Below are 18,956 nucleotides of genomic sequence, written 5' to 3'. Positions count from 1 at the left end.
GGCGGACGCGAACGGGGCGGGTGGTGGGATGCGTGACGGAGCGTGCCCGGAGCTGCCGGCTCGGGTCAGTGCCGTTCCTTGAGGGCCTTGCGGATGGTGCGCATGACCTCGTCCAGAGGGGCGTCGGTGCGGGCGACCGTGACCAGCACCTCGCCCTCCCGGGAGACGGTGGCCGGCGGCGCCTCCGTGGAGGTGGCCCGGCCCGCGCCGATGCCCGCGCCGAACGTCTCCCGGACGATCTCGAAGGCGTGGTCCAACTGGGCCTCCACGTCGCCCTGCGCGCCCGCCCGCAGCCAGCGGCGCAGCACGTGGTTGTGCGCGGTGACCACGGCGGAGGCGGCGACCTCGGCGAGCAACGGGTCGTCGTCGCCCTCGCGGTGCGCGCCCTCGTCGAAGTGGCCCAGGAGATAACGGGTGAACAGCCGCTCGTAGCGGGCCACCGAGGCGATCTCGGCCTCCCGGAGAGTGGGTACCTCGCGGGTGAGGCGGTAACGGGCCACCGACACCGCCGGCGCGGACGCGTACATCCGCATGACCTCCTTGATGCCGCGGCAGACCGTGTCGAGGGGGTTCTCGTGCGGCGGGGCGGCGTCCAGGACGGCCTCGGCGCGCACCAGGGTGTCGTCGTGGTCGGGGAAGATCGCCTCTTCCTTGGAACGGAAGTGGCGGAAGAAGGTGCGCCGGGCGACGCCCGCGGCGGCCGCGATCTCGTCGACCGTGGTCGCCTCGTAGCCCTTCGTCGCGAACAGCTCCATGGCGGCGGTCGAGAGCTCCCGGCGCATTTTCAGGCGTTGGGCGGCCGCCCGGCGGGTGCCGGGGGTGGGGGAGTCGGAGGCGCCTACGGACTGCGGGCGAGCGGGCTGGGACATGTGGGGAAGGTACTGCATATTCCTGCGACCTGCGGCACGAGGTGCCGCGCCGACCCCCGTGACCTGGGGCGGACCGCCGGCCGAGGGCTCCAGCAGTCCGCCCCACCCGCCCCCGCTCCGGGGGCGCCGCCGCGGGTCAGCGCCGGGCGTACTCACGGAAGCCGCGGCCGGTCTTCCGGCCGAGGCAGCCCGCCGCGACCAGGTGCTCCAGCAGCGGTGCCGGCGCCAGTCCCGGATCGCGGAACGCGGCGTGCAGCACCTTCTCGATGGCGAGGGAGACATCCAGACCGACCACGTCCAACAGCTCGAACGGGCCCATCGGGTAGCCGCCGCCCAGCTTCATCGCCGCGTCGATGTCGTCCGGCGACGCGTAGTGCTCCTGGACCATCTTGACCGCGTTGTTCAAGTACGGGAACAGCAGCGCGTTGACGATGAATCCGGCCCGGTCGCCGCAGTCCACCGGGTGCTTGCGGACCTTCGCGCAGACCGCGCGCACCGTGGCGTGCACGTCGTCGGCGGTGAGGACGGTGCGGACCACCTCGACCAGCTTCATGGCCGGCGCCGGGTTGAAGAAGTGCATCCCGATGACGTCCTGGGGGCGCGAGGTGGCGCGGGCGCAGGCGACGACCGGCAGCGAGGAGGTGGTGGTGGCCAGTACGGCGCCCGGCTTGCAGACCTTGTCCAGGGTGCGGAACAGCTGCTGTTTGACGGCCAGTTCCTCGGCCACCGCCTCCACCGCCAGGTCGACGTCGGCGAACGCGTCCAGCGACCCGGACGGGGTGATCGCCGCCAGCGCCGCGTCGCGCGCCTCGGCGGTCAGCCGGCCCTTGTCCACCGAGCGGCCCAGCGACGTGGCGATCCGGGCCTTGGCCCGCTCCGCCTTCTCCTGGCTGCGGGCGGCCAACACCACCGCGAAGCCCGCCTTGGCGAAGACCTCGGCGATGCCGCTGGCCATGGTGCCGGAGCCGGCGACGCCGACGCTGCGGACCGGGCGGCCGGCCGCCTGCCCGCCGTTGGCGGCCGCCGGCGTGAGGTCGTCCGGCACGACGGTGGCGGAACCGGGCGCCTCATAGGTGTAGAAGCCGCGGCCCGCCTTGCGGCCGGTCAGCCCGGCGTCCGCGAGCTGGCCGAGGATCGGCGCGGGCGCGTGGAGTCGGTCGTGGGACTCGGCGTACATCGCCTCCAGGACCGTCCGGGCGGTGTCCACGCCGATCAGGTCGAGCAGGGCCAGCGGCCCCATCGGCAGGCCGCACCCGAGCCGCATCGCGGCGTCGATGTCTTCGCGGGTGGCGTACCGCGACTCGTACATCGCGGCGGCCTGGTTGAGGTAGCCGAACAGCAGCCCGTCGGCGACGAATCCGGGGCGGTCGCCGACCGCGATCGGGTCCTTGCCCAACGCGCGGGCGAGGTCGGTGACGGCGGCGACCGCGGTCGGCGCGGTCAGCACCGAGGAGACCACCTCGACCAGCTTCATGGCCGGCGCCGGGTTGAAGAAGTGGACGCCGAGCACCCGCTCGGGGCGCTGGGAATCGGCGGCGAGCCGGGTCACCGACAGCGCGTTGGTGCCGGTGGCCAGGATGGTGTCCGGGCGGACGATGCCGTCCAGCGCGGCGAAGACCTCCCGCTTGAGTTCGTAGTCCTCCGGCACCACCTCGATGACGAGATCGGCGTCGGCGGCGGCCCGCAGATCGCCGGAGGCGCGGAAGCGGGACAGCGCGTCCTGCCGCTCGCGTTCGGTGATCCGCTCCCGCTGCACGGCGCGGGCGGTGGCGGTTTCGAGGGCGACCCGGGCTCGCCGGATCGCGGACTCGTCGGTGTCGATGCCGATGACCGTGCGGCCGGCGCGGGTCAACACCTGGGCGATGCCGGTGCCCATGGTGCCCAGGCCCACGACGGCGACGGTGGAGAGGGACAGCGCGGAGGGGACGGTGGAGAGATCAGGGGTGGACTGAGGGCCCATCACGAGACTCCTGAGGGTGTTCCCCTTGTAAGGGCAAGGGGAGGACGTGACGACTGAAGGGGCTGGCGCACGGCGCGGAATACTGCGGCAACGCGTGGTCTACCGGCGGCGGTTGGGCCGCGGAAGCCACGACACCGCGGGCGGCGCCTACTGTGGAGGAGCGCGGCGGGCCCTGTCCCGAGGCCGCGTCGCTTCCCCCTGAGGGGCGTGCTGTGTGGATGCCGCGCGCGGGGCTGTCGTGCCCGCGCACGCGTGGTGCTGTTGTGGTGTGCCGAACCGACGTCACACTCCGGCGGCTGCGTCACCAGGCCGCCCGAGCAGGGGTGCTGCTCGTTGAAGCAGGTTAACCGGTGGGTAACCGAAGCGCCAGGGGTAATGCGGGGCATGAGGTTGTGGTGCGGGCCACGCCGGGAGAACCGGCCCGGCCAGCGGGAGGGGAGCGGCAAATGGAAGACGAATTCCACGAGTTGACGGACCGGGTGCGAGCCGAACTCCGCTCCCCGCAGGATCTGGTCGCCTACGAGCGGCTGCTCGGACTGGCCCGCAAGAACACCCCGGCCGGCCGCGAGGAACTCGCCCGGATACTGACCTCGGTGGAACGCCCCCTGTGGGCGCGGGAGATCGCCGCCTTCATCCTGGGCTGCGCCGGCGACAAGCGCGCCTTCGAGACCCTGGTCCTGCTGCTCAACTACCGCGAACCGGTCCGCTGCGCCACCGCCGCCCACGCCCTGGGCAAGCTGGGCGACCCGCGCACCGCCCGGGCCGCGGCCGCCCTGGCCACCAACCCGCTGCGCACCGCCTACGCCCTGCACCCCGTCCGCCTGCTCGCCGAGCTCCGCGCCCCGCAGTCCGTCCCGGCGCTGATCGCCACCCTGGAACGGCTGTTGACCCCGCACAACCCGTACTGGCGGGTGGCGTTGGCCTGTGTGGAGGGGCTGGGCGCGCTCGGCGACAAACGGGCCGTACCGGCGCTGCGGGCGGCCGCCGCGCATGCCCGGCTGGCCGCGGCCGCCTCGGCGTCCCTGGCCCGCCTCGGCGTCCACGAGGACCCACCGGGGGTGGCCAGCGGACGGGCCGCCGAGGAGGCGGCAGGAGAGGCCGGACGGGCCGGCCCGGTCGCCTAGGGCCACTCCGGTGGGGCGGGGCCGGAAGGGGGCGCCGCCTCATGGGAGCGGGCGCCGGTAGCGCAGCTCAGGGACGCGCCAACCGGCCACGTCATCGGACCGCTCCGCCCCGTCCGGCGCGAACCCGGCCCGCTCGTAGAAGCGTTGGGCACGGGCGTTGCCGCGCACCACCCACAGCGACAGCGTGCCGAAGCCGCGGGCCCGCGCCCGGGCCGCCCCGGCGTCCAGCAGCGCCCGGCCGACGCCCGTCCCGACGAGCGGCGGCGCCACGTAGAGGGCCAGCAGCTCGGCCGCCGGCGAGCGACCGGACGGCAACTCCCCGCCGCCCGGCGCGAGATCGGCGTCCCGGGCCGGGCCGGCGGCCAGCCAGCCGACGACCTCGCCGGACCGCTCGGCCACCAGCTCCCACGCCTTGGGCCGGCGGCGCGCGAACCCCTCCCGCCGCCGGTCGGCGTCCTGGGCCACGCTCAGCGCCTCCAGGTACGCCGGCGGCATCAGCCCCCGGTACGCCGACTGCCAACCGCGGACCCGTACTTCCGCGACCGCGTCGACATCGGCCTCCGTCATCTCACGTACCCACAACCCCTGCGACGGCCGCACCGTCATCCCCTCACCAGCCCCATCCGTCCCCCGCATCGCGGCCTCCCCGACGTCCGCCCAACCGTCCGGCACATTCCATCGAGGGTCCGGTCCGTCATGGACACCGGTCCATCCGATTTCGGTCCGCCCGGCCACGCCCGGGGAACGCCTCCTGGACACCGCACTTGACCCTGTCCCTGGGGTCAGGGTCCGAGGCTTCCGGCATGGCACTCACACTTCTGGAGACCGCCGGGGCGCCGCGTACCGGGCGCCGGGTCGTCGTCATCACCGGGGCCGGCACCGGCATCGGCCGGGCCACCGCGGTGGCGTTCGCGGCGGAGGGCGCGGACGTGGTGGCCGTCGGCCGCCGCCCCGGGCCGCTGGCGGAGACCGCCGCCCTGGCCGCCGGCACCGACGGCGCGATCTCCCCCTACCCCGCCGACATCACCGCGGACGGCGTCCCGGCCGCCGTCGTGCGGCACGCCGTCGAGACCCACGGTCGGCTGGACGTCCTGGTCAACAACGCCGCGGTGGTCGGCAGCGGGTCCCTCGGCAGCCACACCAAGGCGTCCATGGCACCGCAGTTGGCCACCAACCTGGTCGCACCGGTCCTGCTCACCCAGGAAGCGGTGCCCCAACTGGAGCGCACCGGTGGAGTGGTGGTGAACATCAGTACCTCGGTCGGCCAACGGGGCTGGCCGGGCAACGCCGTCTACGCCGCCACCAAGACCGGCCTCGAACTCCTCACCCGTAGCTGGGCGGTGGAGCTGGCGCCGCGCGGCGTCCGGGTGGTGGCCGTGGCGCCCGGGGCGATCGACACCCCCATCGCGGACCACCAGGGCCTGCCCCCGGAACGCCGTGAGGCACTGCGCGACTGGCAGATCGACCACACCCCGATGGGCCGCATCGGCCGCCCGGAAGAGGTCGCCTGGGCCGTCACCCGACTCGCCGCCCCGGCCGCGGCGTTCGTGACCGGGGTGGTGCTCCCGGTGGACGGCGGCGCGGTGGTCGGCTGAACGGGGCCGATAGCGTGGGGGCGGGCCGGGACAGAGCGGCCGGACCCCCGCGCCGGGTCGGCCCGCACGAGGGGAGGCGATCCGGTGCGGATCGGTGAACTGGCGGACGCCACCGGGGCGTCGCCGCGGGCGCTGCGCAAGTACGAGGACGCGGGCCTGATCGACTCGCAGCGGGCGGCGAACGGCTACCGGGTCTACGACGACCGCGCCGCTACCCGGGTCCGCAACATCCGCCACCTCCTCGAAGCCGGCCTCACCCTCGCCGACGTCGCCTGCTTCCGGGACTGCCTGGACGGCGACCTGTCCGCCGCACCGCCGTCGCCGGAGGGCCTGCGGATCGCTCGCGCGCGGCTGGCCGTCATCGACCGGCGGATCGCCTCCCAGACCGCCGCCAGGGACCGCCTGGCGCGCGCCCTGGACGCCGCCGGCCCCTGAGCCGTGCCGGGCCCGCCCGGGCGCGCAGGGGCCCGCCGAGCGCCTCACAGCAGCGTCAACTGCGTGGCCCCCGGCGTCGGTTCGGCCGTCTCAGCCGTCTCGGCCGGCCGGGCGGGCTCGGGCGGGATCCGTCGCGCCTGGCCCGGCCGGAACGGACCCAGGCCGCACTCGGCCGCCAACTCGTGCACCTGCCGGGTGATCCGGCGCTGGTACCAGGTGGGCGCGTACGCGCCGCCGGCGTAGAGCGCCTCGTAGCGGCGCACCAGGTGTGGATGGTGGCGGCCCAACCAGGACAGGAACCATTCGCGGGCGCCCGGCCGCAGATGCAGCACCAGCGGCGTGACCGAGTCGGCGCCCGCCTCGGCGATGGCCCGGACCGTGGCCCGCAGTTGCTCAGGGGTGTCGGACAGGAACGGGATCACCGGGGCCATCAGCACCCCACAGGGGATGCCGTGGGCGGTGAGGGTGCGCACCACGTCCAGGCGGCGCCCGGGGGCGGGCGTGCCCGGTTCGACGGTGCGCCACAACTCGCCGTCGAGGAAGCCGACGGAGACCGAGATGCCCACGTCGGTGACGTCGGCGGCCTGCCGCAACAGTTCCAGATCGCGCAGGATCAGGGTGCCCTTGGTGAGGATCGAGAACGGGTTGGCGCGGTCCCGTAGCGCCGCGATGATGCCGGGCATCAGGGCGTAGCGGCCCTCGGCCCGTTGGTAGCAGTCGACGTTGGTGCCCATCGCGATGTGGTCGCCGCGCCAACGGGGCGCGGCCAACTCCCGGCGCAGCAGTTCGGGGGCGTTGACCTTGACCACGATCTGGGAGTCGAAGCCGAGGCCGGTGTCCAGGTCGAGGTAGCCGTGGGTGCTGCGGGCGAAGCAGTAGACGCAGGCGTGGCTGCACCCGCGGTACGGGTTGACGGTCCATTCGAACGGCATCCGGGAGGCGCCCGGGACGCGGTTCACCAGGGAGCGGGCACGCACCTCGTGGAAGGTGATGCCGCGGAATTCGGGGGTGTCCACCGTTCGGGTGACGACATCCGTGCCGAACAGCGCGGATGGGCTTTCGCCCAGATTGTCCCAGCGCATCGGGCCTCCTGTTGCGATCCTGCCGAGCCCCCGAGTCGATAATAGAACACACGTTCGCTTCCGGGGTGTCAACCCGGATTTGGGCCCGGTGCCCAGTGGTGGTTGGCTTGGCCGCGCACCGCAGGTTGGCGGCGCACGCAGGTCCGGCAGCCGACTACTGGAGGAAGGCACACATGGGGCAGGTAGAGGCCACCACGCAGCGCGAGATCGCGGCGGATCCGGAGGATGTGTTCGACGCGCTCGCCGACTACAGCGGCACGCGCCGGCAGCTGCTGCCCGAGCAGTTCAGCGAGTACGAGGTCCGTGAGGGCGGCGACGGCAAGGGCACCCTCGTCCACTGGAAGCTCCAGGCCACCAGCAAGCGGGTGCGCGACTGCCTGCTGGAGGTCGACGAGCCGACCGACGGTCAGTTGGTGGAGAAGGACCGCAACTCCTCGATGGTGACCACCTGGGTCGTCACCCCGGCCGGCGAGAACCGCGCCAAGGTCGTCGTCACCACCACCTGGCAGGGGGCCACCGGCATCGGCGGCTTCTTCGAGCGGACCTTCGCCCCCAAGGGACTTGGCCGGATCTACGACGCGATCCTCGCCAACCTCGCGGCCCACATGGAGAAGTGAGGGCGCGTCCCGTCGTAACCCGTTCGGGGAGCGGTCATGCTCACCGGTTCGGGTGGTTTCCCCCGGGCGGTGTCGTCCGTACTTTCGGTCGGCCCGCCGGCGGAAACCCCAGATGGGAGCCCAAGAGGCGTCCCATGGGCGGCACTTGACGTCCGTTCCCGCCCCTCCTGTTCCGATTCTCCTCGCTTGATCGTTGTTGTCGCCGGTGCGAGAAATGGGCGCCCGCAGCAGCGCGACGAGGGGAGCAGGACGTGGGCGGGACCACCCTGAGCGAGGCCGGGCCGACCGCCGACGAGGCGACCGCGGACCCGGCTCCGCAACCGGCCGAACCGGCGAACGCCGAGGCACCGGAGGCCCTTTCCGGTCCCCGGCCACCAAGGGCACCCCTTTTGGTGCTACTGGCGCTGGTGCTGCCCGCGGCCCTCGGCCAGACCGCCGTCGTCCCCGCGCTCCCGGCCCTCACCGCCGAACTGCCCGGCCACCCAACGGCGTTCTGGGTGGTCACCACCCACCTCCTGGCCACGGCCGTCGGCCTGCCCTTGGGAGGCAAGCTGGGCGACCTCCTCGGCAAGAAGGCCGCCCTCCTCCTCGCGCTGCTGATCCTCACCGCCGGTGCGGGGCTGGCCGGGGCGACACACGCGCCGCCCCAACTGCTCGCGTTCCGGGCGCTCCAGGGCCTCGGCACCGGCGGCCTGCTGAGCGGGGTGCACGCCATCCTCGCCGAGACCACGCCGCACCCGGGGCGCGGCCGGCGCCGCCGCACGGCCACCGCCGTCAGCTACGCCGTGGCGCTGCTCGCCGGCCCGTTGGTCGGCGGATACTGCGCCGACCACGGTGCCTGGCGCTGGAGCCTGACCCTCAACGTGCCGCTCGGCCTGCTGCTCCTCCCCGTTGCCGCGGCCGCGCTGCGGCTGCCTCGGCCGGCCGGCCGCCGCCCCCGCCCCGACCTCGTCGGCGCACTGCTGCTCGTCGCCCTCGTCATCTGCCTGGCCCTGCTGGCCAGTTGGGGCGGCACCCGCTACCCCTGGGACGCGCCGCTGACCCTCGGCCTGGGGGGCGGCGCACTGGCCGCCGCGGCACTCTTCCCCGTCGTCGAACGCCTCGTCACCGCACCGCTCATCCCGCCCCGGCTGCTTCGGGAGGTGTTCTTCGGGCGCACCGGCCTGGTTGCCGCGGCCCTCGGCATCGCCCTCTACGGGGCGCTTCGCCACCTCCCGGCCGTGCTGCCGCCGGCCGGCGGCCCTGCCGCCACGGCGTCCGCGCTGGCGATGCTGCCGCTGCCGGGCGCGCTGCTGCTGGCCTGGTTCACCGCCGACCGGATCATCCGCCGCACCGGCCATGTCATGGCCTTCCCGATCCTGGGCTGCGCGGTGGCCGCGGCGGGCAGTTGGCTCCTGAGCCACCCGCGCCCGGGCGCCTCCCGTATGGTCCTCGGCCTGTGGGCCGGCATCCTGGGGCTCGGTCTCGGGCTGGTGCTGCCGGTGTTGGTGCGCGCCGTCCGCGCCCGCGTGCCCGCCCCCGACCCGGCCGGCCCCATCGCCTGCCTCCGGCGGCTCGGCGGCGGCATCGGTGCGGCCCTCGCCGTCGCGCTGCTCGTCGACCGCCTGGCCGCCCGACTGCCGCTCCCCGGCCCGCTCGTGGACCCGCACTTGCCGGACGCCCTGCCCGCCGCGCTGCGGGACGGCTACGGCGCCCTCACCGCCTACGCCGCGGCCGTGCCCGGCAGCCTCCTCTTCCTCGCCCCGGCCCTCGTCCTGGGCATCCTGCTCGCCCTCTTCCGGAAAGAGAACCCCCTGGTGTCGCACGCCCCACAGACCTCACCGACCACATACCCGCCGTACGGCGACCCCGCGGACCCCGCCGCCGTCCCACCGGCCCGCTCCGCGGCCGACTCCCCGGTCAACCCCGCGGCAAACGGGGACGGTTACCCGACCGGCCGCCCGGCGTACGCCGGGGCGCCCGCGCCCGCCGCGGCCGGCGTCCCGGTATGCGGCACCGTCCAGCACCACGACGGCAGCATCGTGCCGCGCGCCGCGCTCACCCTCATCGACGTCGCCGGCCGGCAGGTCGGCCGCGGCGCCACCGGGGAGGACGGCCGGTACGCCCTGAGCACCCCGGGGGCCGGCGCCTACGTGCTGATCGCGGCCGCCGGCGGGCACCAGCCGCAGGCCGTCACCGTGACCGTCGGCGAGCGCCCGGTGGAGCTGGACGTGGTGCTCGGCGGCGCCGGGCGGCTCGCCGGCACCATCACCACCGCCGACGGAACGCCGGTCCGCGACGCCATGGTGACCCTCACCGACGTCCGCGGTGAGGTGGTGGCCACCACCCGCAGCGGGCGCGAAGGCGGCTATGTCATCGGGGAGTTGGTGGCCGGGGAGTACACCCTGGCCTCCAGCGCCCCGGCGTTCCGGCCGGCCGCGCTCCCGGTCACCGTCCAGGCGTCCCGCGAAACCCGTCAGGACGTCGAACTCGCCGGCGGCGCCGTGCTGCGCGGCACCGTACGGGCCGGCGACGGGCGCCCGGTGGAGGACGCCCGGGTCACCCTCCTCGACGCCGCCGGCAACGTCGTGGACACCGCGACCACCGGCGCCGACGGGCTGTTCCGCTTCGTCGACCTCTCGGCCGGCGAGTACACCGTGATCGCCGCCGGGTACCCGCCGGTCGCCACCGTGCTGCGGGTAGCGGGGGGCGGTCGGACGGAACGGGACCTCCAACTGGGGCACGAGGACTGACGCGACGCCCTCATCCGCGCATGCGCCCGCGCACGCCCTCTTCGCGGAATGCCACCCGCCGCATCCGCCCGCGGTCGTACCTTGGTGTAGGTGGTGCAAGATCGGTGCATACGAAGGAGCAACCGCCCATGGAGCGTGGCCCGGCGCGAGACGACCACTCCGGCCCGGTAGCCGGGGTGCCCGCGCCACGGGCGGCGGTCCCGGGCCGGATCCCGCTCGCCGTCGTGGTGGTGGGCGCCGATGGGCTGATCTCCCACTGGAGCAGCGGCGCACGCCGGCTGTTCGGCGCCACCCGGGAGGACGCGGTGGGCGCCCCCGCCGTCGATCTGCTCCCGGTCAGCGGCGCCCTCGGCACCAAGGAGTGGGACGGCCCCGGAGCCGATCCGGACGAACTCGGCGACCCGTTGGGGGAGTTGCCCGAGGCGCACGGGCTCGCGGCGTACCTCGGGGGCGACGCCTCGTACCCCACGGCGGGCCGGGCCCGGATGACCGCCGCGGCCGGCCCGGTGGACCTGCTGTGGTGGGCCTACCCTTTGGCCGGCCCAGGGCCCGAGCGGCTGCTCGTCCTCGCCGCGGACGCCGCCCGGCTGTCCGGCGCCGACGGGCCCGACCGGCGCCGCCATGCGCCCGGCTTCGCGCTGCACACCGACTTCCCCGGGGCCGGGGAACTGGCCCGGCGGCTGCCCGACATCCTGCCGAGCATGAACCCCCGGGACAGCGCCCGGATCGTGGCCCAGGTACTCGAACTCGGCTATCCCGTACTGGAGATCAGCCAGCAGGAGCGCGTCCCGGTGACGCCGGACTGGGGCGTGCCCCGTCGGGACGAGCGGCGCGCCCGGCTGCAACGGGCGGCGGCTGAGGCCGAGCGGAACCCGGGGGCCGCCGCGGCGACCGCCGCCGAACTGGAGCCGGACCTCGAACACGCGGCGGTCCGCGAACGCCTGGAATTCCTCAACGAGGTCAGCGGCCGGATCGGCTCCTCGCTCGACCTGGCCCGCACCATCGAGGAGGTCAGCCGCGCCGTCGTGCCCCGCTTCACCGACGTCGCCGGCACCTACCTGCGCGAACAGGTCGTGGCCGGCGAGGGGTTCCCCGACGGCCCGCCCGACGCCACCACCCTGTGGCACCGCGTCGCCGTCGAGCACAACGACGAACCGGGCCGCTGGGACGACGTCGTCCCGGTCGGCGAGTCGATGCCGTTCCCCGTCCACACCCCGTTCTTCCAGTGCATGACCACCGGGCAGCCGGTGCTGATCCCGCGGATCACGGAGGAGTTGGGCAACGCCATCGCCGCGCAGTTCGAGAAGCGCGACATCAGCCCGCTGATCAACGGCCGCTCGCTGCTGGTGGTCCCCCTCAAGGCGCGCACCGTGGTGCTCGGCTTCATGATCCTGCTGAGGCACCCGGCGCGCACGGAGTTCAACGACATGGACCGGGTGACGGGAGCCGAACTCGCCGCCCGCGCCGGCCTCGTACTGGACAACGCCCGGATGTACACCCTCCAGGAGAACGTCGCCGAGACGCTCCAGGACAGCATGCTGCCGCAGATCGCGCCCCGTATGCCGGGCTGTGACACCGCCACCCGTTACCTGCCCGGCACCCACCTCGGCCGGGTCGGCGGGGACTGGTTCGACACCATCAAGCTGCCCGGCTCCCGCACCGCACTGGTCGTCGGCGACGTCATGGGCCACGGCCTGAACTCCGCCGCGATGATGGGCCAGTTGAGGACAGCGGTACAGACCATGGCCGCCATCGACATGACGCCCGCCCAGCTCCTGCGCGGCCTCGACGACCTCGCCCAGCGGCTCGGCGACACCTACCTGGCCACCTGCCTCTACGCGGTCTACGACCCGATCGGCCAGCGGCTGACCCTCGCCAACGCCGGGCACGTCCCGCCGGTCCTGGTCCGCGCCGCGGACGGCCGCAGCGAACTCCTCCGACTGCCCACGGGCGCGCCGATCGGCGTCGGCGGGGTGCCCTTCGAGGCGGTGACGGTCCCGGTGGCGCCCGGCGACCGCCTGGTGCTGTGCACCGACGGGCTGGTGGAGGTGCGCGGCGAGGACATCGGGGTGGGGCTGGCCGCGCTGGCGGAGTCCGCGGCCCACCCCGCCGCCTCGATGGACGACGCGTGTGACGCCATCATCCGGGCGCTGAACGTCACCGACGACCGCAAGGACGACGTGGCACTGCTGATGGCCCGCCTCAACGGCATCCCGCCGGAGTCGGTCGCCGCATGGCGGCTGCGGCTCGATCCGCGGGAGGTCGGCCGGGCCCGCCGGCTGGTCGCCGAACAACTCACCGCCTGGGGCCTGTCGTCGGCTGTCGAGACCGCCCAACTCCTGGTCAGCGAGGTCGTCACCAACGCCGTCCAACACGCGCACACCGAGCGGGTGGTGCTGCGCCTGGTACACACCGACGCCCTGCTGTGCGAGGTCTCGGACGACGACCACGCCCTGCCGCAACTACTGAACGCGGACGCCGACGGCGCATTCGGGCGCGGCCTACGGGTGGTGAGCCACCTGGCCCGGGAATGGGGAACGAGCCGCACCACGACCGGCAAGACGGTCTGGTTCGAACAGCCGCTGCCCCGGGCGACGCGACGCGCACCGCGCTGAACGGGTGGCCAGGGAGACCCTCTGGTGAATCCGTGAAGGTGGCGCCAGGCCCCTTGCGGGGTGATCACCGGCGGGCGTAGCAAGGGGTATGAGCGATTCCCGCCGCACCCTGCTGGCCTGGGAGGGCTTCTGGCGCGACGCACCGCCCGGCGCGGGCCAGGTCTTCTGGGATTCCGACCCGTCACTGACCGCCCGGGTGCACCTCCCGATACTGGCCGGACACGCCGACGCCGCGCTCCCGTTGGTCGATCTGGGCTGTGGCAACGGCACCCAGACCCGCTATCTGGCCGGCCACTTCGGCCGCGTCCTGGGCGTCGACGGCGCCGCCGCGGCCATCGACCGGGCCCGTTCTGAGGGCCCCGACGCGGTGGTCGAGTTCCGCCGACTCGACGCCGCCGACGAGGCCGCCGTCCGCGCACTCCACGCCGAACTCGGCGACAGCAACGTCTACATGCGCGGCCTGCTGCACCAGTGCACCGCCGGCGAACGGGCCCGGATCGCGGCGAACACCGCGGCGCTGCTGGGCCGTCGCGGCCGGCTCTTCGCCGTCGAACCGGTCGCGGCCGCCAAGGAGGCCCTGCAGACCCTCGCACAGGGCCCGGACGGGCCGCCCGCGAAGGTGCGCGCCGTCCTCGCGCACGGCATCGCCCCCGGCGAGATGCCGGACTCCGAACTGCCCGCGCTGCTGCGCGCGCACGGCCTGCGGATCGCCGCCTCCGGCCAATTGCCGCTGACCACCACGGAATACGGGGCGGACGGGTCCCTGATCGAGCTGCCCTCGCAGTGGGCGGTGGCGGGGGCGAGCGAGGCCCCAGGGGGCTAGGACATGTCCCAGGGATGTCCCAGGGCCTACCGGGACGGCCCACATGCCTCTCGGGCCGTCCCGTGCCCCTTCTGGGCCTTTCCCGCCCCCGGTTCGGCTACTGCTGCTGCCGGGTGGCGAGGATCGCGGCCAGGTCCTTGCCGATGAACGCCTCGGCGGCCGCCTTGTCGACGCCGAGGCCGGTCAGCGGACCGGTGCCGTTCTCCAACTCCAGCAGTGCCAGCAGCAGATGCTCGGTGCCGACGTAGTTGTGGCCCAGGCGCAGGGCCTCGCGGAAGGTGAGTTCCAGCGCCTTCTTGGACTGGGCGTCGAACGGGGTGAGGGCGGGCAGTTCGTCGACCGCGGGCGGCAGCGTCGCGGTCGCGGCCTCGCGCAGGGTCTCGGCGGTCACGCCCTGTGCGATCAGGGCCCGGAACGCCAGCGCCTCGGGCTCGCGGAGCAGCCCCAACACCAGGTGTTCGGGGCGGATCTCGACGTTGCCGGCCTCGTGGGCCTCGTTCTGCGCGGCCACCACCACGTTCCGGGCCCGTGCGGTGTACCGGTTGAAGCCCTGGCTGACATCGAAGTCCGAGCTGCCGGCCGGCCCCTTGGGGACGAAGCGCTTCTGCGCGGCCTGCTTGCTGACGCCCATGCTCTGGCCGATGTCGGTCCAGGAAGCGCCCGAGCGGCGGGCCTGGTCCACGAAGTGCCCGATGAGGTGGTCCGCCACCTCGCCGAGGTGGTCCGCCGTGAGCACGGCGTCGGAGAGCTGCTCCAGTACGTCCGAGCGGTTCTTCTTGATGGCCTCGATCAGATCGTCGAGGCGAACGGGATGCGTCATGCGTACGGGTTCCGTCATGCGTCAACCATAGGTTGACGATCAGGCACCCGTCAACCGTTGGTTGACGGATGGGGGTGTGGTCCCGTGCCCCGGTTGCCGGCCGCCGCCGGCCAGGTCCCGGTGGATGACCTTGGCGGCCGCCTCCACGGTGGCCACCCCGTCACGCATGGTGTCGTTGCCGCTGGAGAGCACGGCCATGGCGTAGTCGCTGCCGTTGCCGTTGAACGAGCCGACGCTGTGCACCCGCCAGCCGTCCTGGGGGCGCGGCAGCCAGCCGTTCTTGAGATGGGTGGTCGTTGAGGTGGGCGCCCCGGCGGGAACGCCCCAGCGCTGGTCCGGAGCGACCTTGTGCATGAGGTCGAGGGCGTAGTCCCGGGACGCCGGGCCGAGCACCGCGTTCTCCGTCGACAGCAGCCGCATCAGGGCGAGTTGATCGTTCGCGGTGATCTGGGTGAGGCCCCAGGCGCCACCCGCACCGGGCACGGTGTGGCGCATGCCGGCCAGGTCCAGGAAGTGCTGGACGCCGGCCCGGCCGATCTGGTGCCACAGGGCGTTGGTCGAGGCGTTGTCCGACTTGGTGATCATGGCGGTGGTCAGCTCGACCTCATGCGGCGTCAACGCGCGGTGCGCCTCCGTCGCCTGCCGCAACAGCGCGCCCAGGATCGTGATCTTGATGACGCTCGCGGAGTCGAAGTGGGTGCCGGCCTGGAACTCGCAGTCGGTCCCGGAGGGACGGTCGTAGAGGGCCAGCGCCGAGGTGCCCCCGCGCCCGTGGAGCGCGCCGGCGATGTCCCGGGAGAGGGCGTCGGCCAGGCCCGGCCGGTCGGAGGTGCAGACGACCTTGGCGCCGCCCACGGTGTCGCTGCCGGTGCTCGCCGAGGCGGGCCCCGCCGTGCCCAGCACGGTGAGCGTCGCCACGGCGGCGACCAGGGTGGCCAGTCCGCGACGTGCGCGACACGTCAGGCGCGACCAGGGCCCTTTGAGCACCCAACGTGTCCGGCGCGAGCGATGCGAGCGATGTGTGATGCGTGATCCGTGCATGGGCGTAGGTCCTGTCCCACTGTGTGCGCCGCCCGCCTGGCATCCCCATGGGGAGCCCGCCCGGTATCCCACCAGCAGTGGCGAGGAAGCGACGCCGGTGCCCTGGAAGCGGGCACTTGGCAAGCGTGCGGGCCGGCGGTCCACCTTGAGAAGGGCGACCGCGTGTGACATTCGCCAAACGGACATCGCGGGCAGGTCCCGGCAGAGCGGAACGGGGGCTGGCACCTCACCGCCGGCCCCCGTCCCCCTTCCCGTTACTGCTCCGCGCCGTCGCCCGCCTACGGGAGCAACGGCTGGGCCGGGTCCATCCACCAGGCCGCCGTGGCGCCCGGGAGCGTCCCCGCCGGGCAGTCACCACTGGCCAGCAGCGGCGCGCCGGCCACCGGGGCCGGCACCGACTCCGTCCCGAAGTTGATCGCACAGACCAGCCCCTCGCCCCGGACGAACGCCAACACCTGCGGCTCCGACTCCAACCAGCGCAGCGTGCCGTCACCGAGCTGCGGCAGGCCCCGGCGCAACTGGAGCGCCTCGCGGTACAGATGCCAGAACGACCTCGTGTCGGCCACCGCCCGGTCCGCGGTGTGCGCCGCGAACGACGCGGGCTGCGGCAGCCAGCTCCGCGCCCCCTCGGTCGGGCTGAAGCCGTACGGAGCCGCCCCTCCAGACCAGGGCAGCGGCACCCGACAGCCGTCCCGGATGTGCTGCCGGCTGCCCGTACGGTGGAAGATCGGGTCGGTGAGCACCTCGTCCGGCAGGTCGTCGACCTCCGGCAGGCCCAACTCCTCGCCCTGGTAGACGTATGCGGCCCCCGGGAGGGCCAGCATCAGCAGTGCCGCGGCCCGGGCCCGGGCCGGGCCCAACGCGGCCTCTGGAGTGCCCGGTTCGCCCGCGTAACGGGTGACGGTGCGCACCTGGTCGTGGTTGTTGAGCACCCAGGTGACGGTCGACCCGGTGTCGGCGATGTCGGTCAACGCCTCGTCGATGACCTTCCGGAAGAGGTCGACGTCCCACCGTGCGGTCAACAGATGGAAGAAGAACGCCTGGTGCAGCTCATCGGGGCGGACGTACGCGGCCTGTTCCATCGGGGTGCGCACCGAAACCTCGCCCACCAGGAGCCGGTCGTGACCGTCCCGGGCGGTGTACTCCTCGCACAGCGCCCGCCAGTCACGCCACACCTGGTGCACCTCGGGTTGGTTCCAGGCCAGCGGGTTGACCGAGTCACGGGTGCGCTCGTCGGCCGACGGGTCGGGGGAGTCGGGGAGTTCGGGGTGCTTGAACAGGCCCGCCGCCACGTCGATCCGGAAGCCGTCCACCCCGCGGTCCAACCAGAAGCGCAGCACCTTGTCGAAGTCGGCCGCCACTTCGGGGTTGCGCCAGTTCAGGTCGGGCTGCTCGGGCGTGAACATGTGGAGGTACCACTGCCCGGGGGTGCCGTCCTCCTCGGTGATGCGGGACCAGGCGGGCCCGCCGAACATCGCCCGCCAGTTGTTGGGCGGCAGCTCCCCGCCCTCCCCGCGCCCGTCAGCGAAGTGGAACAGGGAACGCGCCGGGCCGCCCGGCCCCTCCTCCAACGCCTCCTGGAACCACGGGTGTTCGCTGGAGCAGTGGTTGGGGACGATGTCCAGCAGCACCTTCAGGCCGAGCTGGTGGGCGTCGGCCACCAGCCGGTCGAACTCGTTGAGGTCGCCATACGCCGGCTCCACGTCGCGGTAGTCGGCCACGTCGTAGCCGTGGTCGTGCTGCGGCGACGGGAAGAACGGGCTGAGCCACACCCCGTCCACGCCCAGCTTCTTGAGGTACGGCAGTCCGCCTCGGACCCCGGCCAGGTCTCCGATGCCGTCTCCCGTGGTGTCGCGGAAGCTGCGTACGTAGACCTGGTAGATGACCGCATCGCGCCACCAGCGCTGGGCCGTGTCCTGGGCGGGGGTCGGGTGGCCGCGATCTGCGGTGGCTGTGAGCATCTGCCGGGATCCACTTCTTACGGTGCAAGTCGGCGCGGCAACTTGCGAGTTGCTGTGATGCATGCATGTTAGGTAGCGGCATCTTTTCGGTGTCAACGGAATGACGGAAGTCGAACGATGCGTGCCCGGATTTGTGGCGTATGGCGCCCAACTCCACTGCCAATTCCCACCCGATGGGGTGTCAGTTTCTTCCGTTCACCCTCAACTTCCGTATACAGCAGGCGAGTAGAGGGTGGCGGTGGGTGATGGGGGCGTTGTGTGGCCAGGCGGATACGGGGGCGGCCAGGGGTGGCGCACCGTGCCCGGCCGAGCTCGTCGCCCACGCGCGTGTATACCTGTTGCCCACAGGGGACGGACAGTAGGAGCCGAGAAACCGAAGAAAGACCTTCGGACCGTGGCCTTCAGGACAAGCCTTCCCGGGGGAGACCTCCCAAACGGGACGCTGGCTGGCCGGCCCCATTCCGGGGCGAACGGCCGCCAGTAGGGCCTCCGTCGGACGGGACCGGGCGACGGTCGGACGATTGACACGGTCGACAAGGGCATAGGGAGAGGGAAAGCGTGCGGCTGCCACTCCTGGCACTGCTGGCCAACGGGCCCGCGCACGGTTACGAACTCAAGCACGCCCTGCAGACGCTCCTGGGCGCGGCCTACCCCCAGCCGAACGTCGGACAGATCTACGTCACCCTGGGGCGGTTGGAGAAGGCGGGCCTCATCGTGGGCGAGGAGATCGAGCAACCGGACCGGCCGAACAAGCGCATCTACCGGATCACCGAGGCCGGTCGGGAGGCGGTGAGCGCCTGGTTTGGGGATGCCACGGTCGCGCCACGGGTCCGCGACGAGTTCTTCATCAAGCTCGCGCTCGCCTCCCGCGCCGGTGCCGCCAGCCAGATCGCCCTGATCAACAAGCAGCGCCGGCACTACCTCAAGGCCATGCGGGAACTCTCCCGTCTGGCGGCGTCCCAGGACCGGGACAACCGGGTCGCACACCTGCTGATTGAGGGCGCACTGCTACACCTCCAGGCAGACCTGGAGTGGCTGGAACGCTGCCAGGAAGAACTGGAGTGAACCGCGCCCGTGCGCACCACCGCGGTCGCTGACGTGCGGCTGTGCGGCCGTGCGGCTGTGCGTGCTTGCCTAGCTTTCATTTTTTTCCCGCCGCCCCAACACCCTCGCCCGAACGCCCCCTCCCCGCCCCGCAGTTGATCTCCAGTGGTCTGGACATCCGGAGTTATCCACAGTCCTGGTACGGGTGTTCGCGGCCGCGTAACGTGATCGTTCAAGA

General features: G+C 73.2%; 15 protein-coding genes. 8 read left to right on the top strand and 7 right to left on the bottom strand.

What is annotated here, in order from left to right; all coding sequences use genetic code 11:
- Positions 1-65: 65 nt before the first annotated feature.
- Together ACFVFQ_RS19445 and ACFVFQ_RS19440 are read right to left on the bottom strand one after the other, a co-directional pair.
- Positions 66-869: a TetR family transcriptional regulator gene (locus tag ACFVFQ_RS19445; protein WP_383417310.1), complete on the bottom strand. Its 804-nt coding sequence runs from the start codon at positions 867-869 to the stop codon at positions 66-68.
- Between the two features lie 136 nt (positions 870-1,005).
- Positions 1,006-2,829, bottom strand: a complete 1,824-nt coding sequence (locus ACFVFQ_RS19440; RefSeq protein ID WP_383417306.1) for a 3-hydroxyacyl-CoA dehydrogenase family protein — start codon at positions 2,827-2,829, stop codon at positions 1,006-1,008.
- 446 nt (positions 2,830-3,275) lie between these two features.
- Here ACFVFQ_RS19440 and ACFVFQ_RS19435 point away from each other — a divergent pair, with 446 nt between their 5' ends.
- Positions 3,276-3,953, top strand: a complete 678-nt coding sequence (locus ACFVFQ_RS19435; RefSeq protein ID WP_383417303.1) for a HEAT repeat domain-containing protein — start codon at positions 3,276-3,278, stop codon at positions 3,951-3,953.
- A 39-nt stretch (positions 3,954-3,992) separates the two neighbouring features.
- Here the strand turns inward: ACFVFQ_RS19435 and ACFVFQ_RS19430 are convergent, their stop codons facing one another.
- Positions 3,993-4,520, bottom strand: coding sequence for a GNAT family N-acetyltransferase (locus ACFVFQ_RS19430; protein WP_383417300.1), 528 nt, complete (start codon positions 4,518-4,520; stop codon positions 3,993-3,995).
- A gap of 236 nt (positions 4,521-4,756) precedes the next feature.
- On the opposite strand from ACFVFQ_RS19430, the gene ACFVFQ_RS19425 reads away from it, so the two are divergent.
- Entirely contained in the window at positions 4,757-5,548 is a 792-nt protein-coding gene (locus tag ACFVFQ_RS19425; protein WP_383417297.1) for an SDR family NAD(P)-dependent oxidoreductase, read from the top strand.
- Between the two features lie 84 nt (positions 5,549-5,632).
- Entirely contained in the window at positions 5,633-5,983 is a 351-nt protein-coding gene (locus ACFVFQ_RS19420) for a MerR family transcriptional regulator (protein WP_383417294.1), read from the top strand.
- Positions 5,984-6,027: 44 nt separating this feature from the next.
- Here the strand turns inward: ACFVFQ_RS19420 and ACFVFQ_RS19415 are convergent, their stop codons facing one another.
- The gene (locus ACFVFQ_RS19415) at positions 6,028-7,065 is read right to left on the bottom strand and encodes an Rv2578c family radical SAM protein (RefSeq protein ID WP_383417291.1); all 1,038 of its coding nucleotides are present in this window, start codon (positions 7,063-7,065) and stop codon (positions 6,028-6,030) included.
- Positions 7,066-7,238: 173 nt separating this feature from the next.
- Between ACFVFQ_RS19415 and ACFVFQ_RS19410 the strand changes: the two genes are divergently transcribed.
- From ACFVFQ_RS19410 to ACFVFQ_RS19395, 4 genes are all read left to right on the top strand, one after another.
- Positions 7,239-7,682 carry an SRPBCC family protein gene (locus ACFVFQ_RS19410; protein WP_274912434.1) on the top strand — a complete coding sequence of 148 codons (444 nt, stop codon included), beginning with the start codon at positions 7,239-7,241 and terminating at the stop codon, positions 7,680-7,682.
- A gap of 251 nt (positions 7,683-7,933) precedes the next feature.
- The gene (locus ACFVFQ_RS19405) at positions 7,934-10,414 is read left to right on the top strand and encodes a collagen binding domain-containing protein (RefSeq protein WP_383417287.1); all 2,481 of its coding nucleotides are present in this window, start codon (positions 7,934-7,936) and stop codon (positions 10,412-10,414) included.
- A 128-nt stretch (positions 10,415-10,542) separates the two neighbouring features.
- The gene (locus tag ACFVFQ_RS19400) at positions 10,543-13,029 is read left to right on the top strand and encodes a SpoIIE family protein phosphatase (RefSeq protein WP_383417284.1); all 2,487 of its coding nucleotides are present in this window, start codon (positions 10,543-10,545) and stop codon (positions 13,027-13,029) included.
- An 88-nt stretch (positions 13,030-13,117) separates the two neighbouring features.
- Complete coding sequence (locus ACFVFQ_RS19395; RefSeq protein WP_383417282.1) at positions 13,118-13,852, top strand: class I SAM-dependent methyltransferase; 735 nt, start codon at positions 13,118-13,120, stop codon at positions 13,850-13,852.
- Positions 13,853-13,949: 97 nt separating this feature from the next.
- Here the strand turns inward: ACFVFQ_RS19395 and ACFVFQ_RS19390 are convergent, their stop codons facing one another.
- The 3 genes from ACFVFQ_RS19390 to ACFVFQ_RS19380 form a co-directional block, all read right to left on the bottom strand.
- Positions 13,950-14,690, bottom strand: coding sequence for a Clp protease N-terminal domain-containing protein (locus tag ACFVFQ_RS19390; protein ID WP_383417280.1), 741 nt, complete (start codon positions 14,688-14,690; stop codon positions 13,950-13,952).
- A gap of 21 nt (positions 14,691-14,711) precedes the next feature.
- Positions 14,712-15,590, bottom strand: a complete 879-nt coding sequence (locus tag ACFVFQ_RS19385; RefSeq protein WP_383417277.1) for a serine hydrolase — start codon at positions 15,588-15,590, stop codon at positions 14,712-14,714.
- A 401-nt stretch (positions 15,591-15,991) separates the two neighbouring features.
- The gene (locus ACFVFQ_RS19380) at positions 15,992-17,674 is read right to left on the bottom strand and encodes a glycoside hydrolase family 13 protein (protein ID WP_383417274.1); all 1,683 of its coding nucleotides are present in this window, start codon (positions 17,672-17,674) and stop codon (positions 15,992-15,994) included.
- Positions 17,675-18,232: 558 nt separating this feature from the next.
- Between ACFVFQ_RS19380 and ACFVFQ_RS19375 the strand changes: the two genes are divergently transcribed.
- The gene (locus tag ACFVFQ_RS19375) at positions 18,233-18,739 is read left to right on the top strand and encodes a PadR family transcriptional regulator (RefSeq protein ID WP_383417267.1); all 507 of its coding nucleotides are present in this window, start codon (positions 18,233-18,235) and stop codon (positions 18,737-18,739) included.
- Positions 18,740-18,956 lie beyond the last annotated feature (217 nt).

This window comes from Streptomyces sp. NPDC057743 (genome assembly GCF_042798755.1).
Classification (GTDB): Bacteria; Actinomycetota; Actinomycetes; order Streptomycetales; family Streptomycetaceae; genus Streptomyces.
Note: the sequence above shows the minus strand (reverse complement) of the source record. Positions and strands in the feature narration are given on the sequence as shown.